General features: G+C 71.2%; 4 protein-coding genes. 1 reads left to right on the top strand and 3 read right to left on the bottom strand.

Going from position 1 to position 4448, the window contains the following annotated elements; genetic code table 11:
* Positions 1 to 67 precede the first annotated feature (67 nt).
* From ACFTZL_RS41670 to aceA, 3 genes are all read right to left on the bottom strand, one after another.
* Entirely contained in the window at positions 68 to 937 is an 870-nt protein-coding gene (locus ACFTZL_RS41670) for a 3-hydroxybutyryl-CoA dehydrogenase (RefSeq protein ID WP_382594847.1), read from the bottom strand.
* Entirely contained in the window at positions 934 to 2532 is a 1599-nt protein-coding gene (gene aceB, locus ACFTZL_RS41665) for a malate synthase A (protein WP_382594844.1), read from the bottom strand. The genes ACFTZL_RS41670 and aceB overlap by 4 nt, the downstream gene beginning before the upstream one ends.
* 99 nt (positions 2533 to 2631) lie before the next feature.
* Positions 2632 to 3915, bottom strand: coding sequence for an isocitrate lyase (gene aceA / locus ACFTZL_RS41660; protein WP_382594841.1), 1284 nt, complete (start codon positions 3913 to 3915; stop codon positions 2632 to 2634).
* A gap of 376 nt (positions 3916 to 4291) precedes the next feature.
* On the opposite strand from aceA, the gene ACFTZL_RS41655 reads away from it, so the two are divergent.
* A partial coding sequence (locus tag ACFTZL_RS41655) for a helix-turn-helix domain-containing protein (RefSeq protein ID WP_382594850.1) occupies positions 4292 to 4448 on the top strand: 157 nt, incomplete at its 3' end.

Raw genomic sequence — 4448 nt, 5'->3', positions numbered from 1 at the left:
GCACTCGCGCTTCCCGCCCTCCCCTGTGACACCCCGCGGGCCCCTCGGCCCGCGTCGTACCAGGCCCTCAGTCCTGGTCGTAGGTGTGGAACCCCCGCCCGGTCTTGCGGCCGAGCAGCCCCGCCTCCACCATCCGCTGGAGCAGCGGGGGAGGAGCGTAGAGGGGGTCCCTGAACTCGTCGTAGAGGGACTCGGCGATCGACGCGACCGTGTCGAGGCCGATCAGGTCCGCGAGCCTCAGAGGGCCCATCGGGTGGGCGCAGCCCAGTTCCATACCCGTGTCGATGTCGGAGGCCGTGGCGAAGCCGGACTCCGCCATGCGGACGGCCGAGAGCAGATACGGGATCAGCAGGGCGTTGACGACGAACCCGGCCCTGTCCCGGGAGTGGATGACCGTCTTGCCGAGCGACCCGGTCGCGAAGTCCCGTACGACGGTCATCGTCCGGCGCGAGGTGTGCAGCGAGGTCACGACCTCGACCAGCGGCAGCACGGGTACGGGATGGAAGAAGTGCAGGCCCACGACCCGGTCCGCGCGGCCGGTCGCCATGCCCAGCCGCATGACGGGCAGGGAGGAGGTGTTGGTGGCCAGCACCGCCTCCGGATCCTCGACGATCTTGTCGAGGGCGGCGAACACCTCGGTCTTGGCGTCGGGGTTCTCCACGACGGCTTCGACGACCAACTGCCGGTCGGCGAGATCCTCCAGGCTGCCGGTGAACGCCAGACGGGCGAGCGCGTCCCGGGCGGCGGGCTGTTCCAGCTTGCCGCGCCGGACCGCCCGGTCGAGCGATGCCGTCACCCGTTCCAGGGCGGCGCGGGCCGCCATCGCGTCCACCTCGCAGACCGTGGTGTCGAGGCCGGCCCGTGCGCACACCTCGGCGATGCCGGCGCCCATCTGTCCGCCGCCGACCACTCCGACGCGCCGGATCCCGCCGCTCATGTCCCGGCCTCCGTCCGCTTCACCAGGTGCCGCGTGTAGGCGTCCGGGGTGAAGAACAGCGGCAACTCGCCTGTCAGCGCGGTCCGTTCGAAGAGGGCGCGGATGTCGTCGACGGGTGCCCACGGGTACTCGGCGCCCAGCGCGGCGACCTCGTCGTCGAGCAGTCGCAGCACCGTCTCCCGGTCGATGACGCGGTGCCGCAGCCACTGCCAGATCTGCACCCGGGCGATCTCGGCGGTCGCCGCGTCCTCCATCAGGCCGTACAGCGCGGCGGCGCCCTGTCCGCGCAGCCAGGCGGCGAAGTAGCGCAGCGCGACGGCGATGTTGGTGCGGACGCCCTCGGGGGTCGGCGGTCCGCTGATCCGGCGCACCGACAGCAGGTCCGCCGGAGTGACCTCCACGTCGTCGCGCGTGCGGTCGAGCTGGTGGGGGCGTTCGCCGAGCACGCCGTCGAAGACCTCCCGGCAGACGGGGACCAGCCCGGGGTGGGCGACCCAGGAGCCGTCGAAGCCGTCCTCCGCCTCGCGTTCCTTGTCGAGGCGGACCTTCGCGAGGGCGGCCCCGTGCGCGGCCGGGTCCTTGCCGGGGACCTGGGCGGCCATGCCGCCGATCGCGTGGGCGCCGCGCCGGTGGCAGGTGCGCACGAGCAGCTCGGTGTAGGCCCGCATGAAGGGCGCGGTCATGGTGACCTTGGCCCGGTCGGGCAGCAGGAAGTCGGTGCGGTGGCCGAAGGTCTTGATCAGGCTGAACAGGTAGTCCCAGCGGCCCGCGTTCAGCCCCGCGCTGTGCTCGCGCAGTTCGTGGAGGATCTCCTCCATCTCGAAGGCGGCGGTGATCGTCTCGATGAGGACGGTGGCGCGGACGGTGCCCCGGGGAATGCCGAGCAGGTCCTGGGCCATGACGAAGACGTCGTTCCAGAGGCGGGCCTCGTAGCGGTTCTCCAGTTTCGGCAGGTAGAAGTACGGGCCGTGACCGGCGTCGATCTGCCGCTGGGCGCAGTGGAAGAAGTACAGCCCGAAGTCCACGAGGGCGGCGGGCACGGGCCGGCCGTCGAACTCCAGGTGCTCCTCGTCGAGGTGCCAGCCGCGGGGGCGGACGACGATGGTGGCGAGCTGTTCGCGGCCCTTGAGGCGGTACTCCTTGCCCTCGGGGGTGGTGAAGTCGATCCGGCGCTCGATGGCGTCGAGCAGATTGAGCTGGCCGCCGACGATGTTGTCCCACGTGGGAGAGGTGGCGTCCTCGAAGTCCGCCAGCCAGACCTCGGCACCGGAGTTCAGGGCGTTGACGGTCATACGGCGCTCGGGAGGGCCGGTGATCTCCACCCGCCGGTCGGTCAGTCCGGGCGCGGGCGGCGCGACCCGCCAGGACGGGTCCGCGCGTACGGCGGAGGTGACCAGGGGGAACTCGAGCGGGGAGCCGCTCGCCAGGCGCAGGGCCTGCCGGCGGCGCTCCTTCAGCAGCGACTGCCGGCGCTCGCCGAAGGCCGCGGCCAGGTGGCCGACGAAGTCGAGGGCGGCGGGCGTGAGGATCACCTCGTGCCGGTCGCCCGGAGCCGTGAGAACGCGGACGTGGTGGGTCAGTGCGCTGGTGGACATGGGTGCTCCTGAGGGAGGGAGGAGAGCGGGGGCCGCACCGGGACGGTGGTACGACCCCCACGCGGCCGGGGCGGACCGGACGGCGTCCCCAAGGACGGCCTAGTGGAACTGCTCCTCCTCCGTGGAACCGGACAGCGCGGTCGTGGAGGAGGTGGGGTTGACGGCGGTGGAGACCAGGTCGAAGTAGCCGGTGCCGACCTCGCGCTGGTGCCTGACGGCGGTGAAGCCCTGCGCCTGCGCGGCGAACTCCCGCTCCTGGAGGTCGACGTAGGCGGTCATGCCGTGCTCGGCGTAGCCGCGGGCGAGGTCGAACATGCCGTGGTTGAGGGAGTGGAAGCCGGCCAGGGTGATGAACTGGAACTTGTAGCCCATGGCGCCCAGTTCGCGCTGGAACTTGGCGATCTGGTCGTCGTCCAGTGCGGCCTTCCAGTTGAAGGACGGCGAGCAGTTGTACGCCAGCATCCGGTCCGGGTACCGGGCGTGGATCGCCTCGGCGAACTCACGGGCCTGGGCGAGATCCGGGGTACCGGTCTCGACCCAGATGAGGTCGGCGTAGGGGGCGTAGGCCAGGCCGCGGGCGATGACCGGCGCCATGCCGTTGCGGACCCGGTAGAAGCCCTCCGCCGTGCGCTCACCGGTCACGAACTCGGCGTCCCGCTCGTCGACATCGCTGGTGAGCAGGTTCGCGGCGAGCGCGTCGGTGCGCGCGATGATCACCGTGGGCGTGCCGGCGAGGTCGGCGGCGAGCCGGGCCGCGTTCAGGGTGCGGATGTGCTGGGCGGTCGGGACGAGGACCTTGCCGCCGAGGTGACCGCACTTCTTCTCCGAGGCGAGCTGGTCCTCGTAGTGGATGCCGGCCGCACCGGCCGCGATCATCGCCTTGGTCAGCTCGAAGGCGTTCAGCGGACCGCCGAACCCGGCCTCCGCGTCGGCGACGATCGGGGCGAGCCAGTCGGTTGTGTCGCCTTCGTCCTCGGCGGTGGCGATCTGGTCGGCGCGCAGCAGTGCGTTGTTGATCCGACGCACCACCTGGGGCACGGAGTTGGCCGGGTACAGGCTCTGGTCGGGGTAGGTGTGGCCGGCCTGGTTGGCGTCGGCGGCGACCTGCCAACCGGAGAGGTAGATGGCCTGGAGGCCGGCCTTCACCTGCTGCACGGCCTGGCCGCCGGTGAGGGCGCCGAGGGCGTGGACGTAGTCCCGCTCGTGCAGTTGGCGCCACAGCCGCTCGGCGCCGCGCCGGGCCAGGGTCTGCTCCTCACGGACACTGCCGGACAGTCGTACGACGTCCTCGGCGGTGTAGGTGCGCTCGACGCCCCGCCACCGGGGGTCGGTGGCCCAGCGCCGCGCGAGTTCCTCGGCTGCCTGCGTCCTCGCCTCTGCCATGACTGTCACCGTCTCCTCGGTATGTACGGGATGCCAATCCTCACGTCGTCGCCGTGAGGGGTGGCACTGTGTGTCTCTGACTGGAGTGCGGCCCGCCTGCCTGCCGCGGGGCGGAGCTGAGCAATGCTTGCCCGGAAGCGCTGCCTGCTGCCGGGGTCTCCGACGTCAGGGCAGGAATCGTGCCCGGTGCAGGGCCTGTGCTGCCGGAGGTCCGGCGGGCCGCACTGAGACTCTGGCAGTGGCACTCAGTGCCATCAAGGGGGGATGGGTGCCAACTTCTGCGAATCTTCGGGGCCTTCATTGCCAAGTTTGCGAAGGGGGTGACTGTCTGCTGATCGCGTACGCTGACGGACGTCTCAGGGGAGGGCGGAGCAGGGTGAGCAAGATCTATGCGGGCGCGCGGCTGCGGCGGCTGCGCGAGGAGCGCCGGATGAGCCAGGCGGAACTGGCCCGCGTGCTGGCGATCTCGCCCAGCTATCTGAACCAGATGGAGCACGACTCCCGGCCGCTCACCGTCCCGGTCCTGCTGAAGC

The organism is Streptomyces sp. NPDC056948, assembly GCF_042674225.1.
In the GTDB taxonomy this organism is placed as follows: domain Bacteria; phylum Actinomycetota; class Actinomycetes; order Streptomycetales; family Streptomycetaceae; genus Streptomyces; species Streptomyces purpurascens.
The sequence above is the reverse complement of the archived record's forward strand: the minus strand, read 5'-3'. Positions and strand labels throughout refer to the sequence as shown.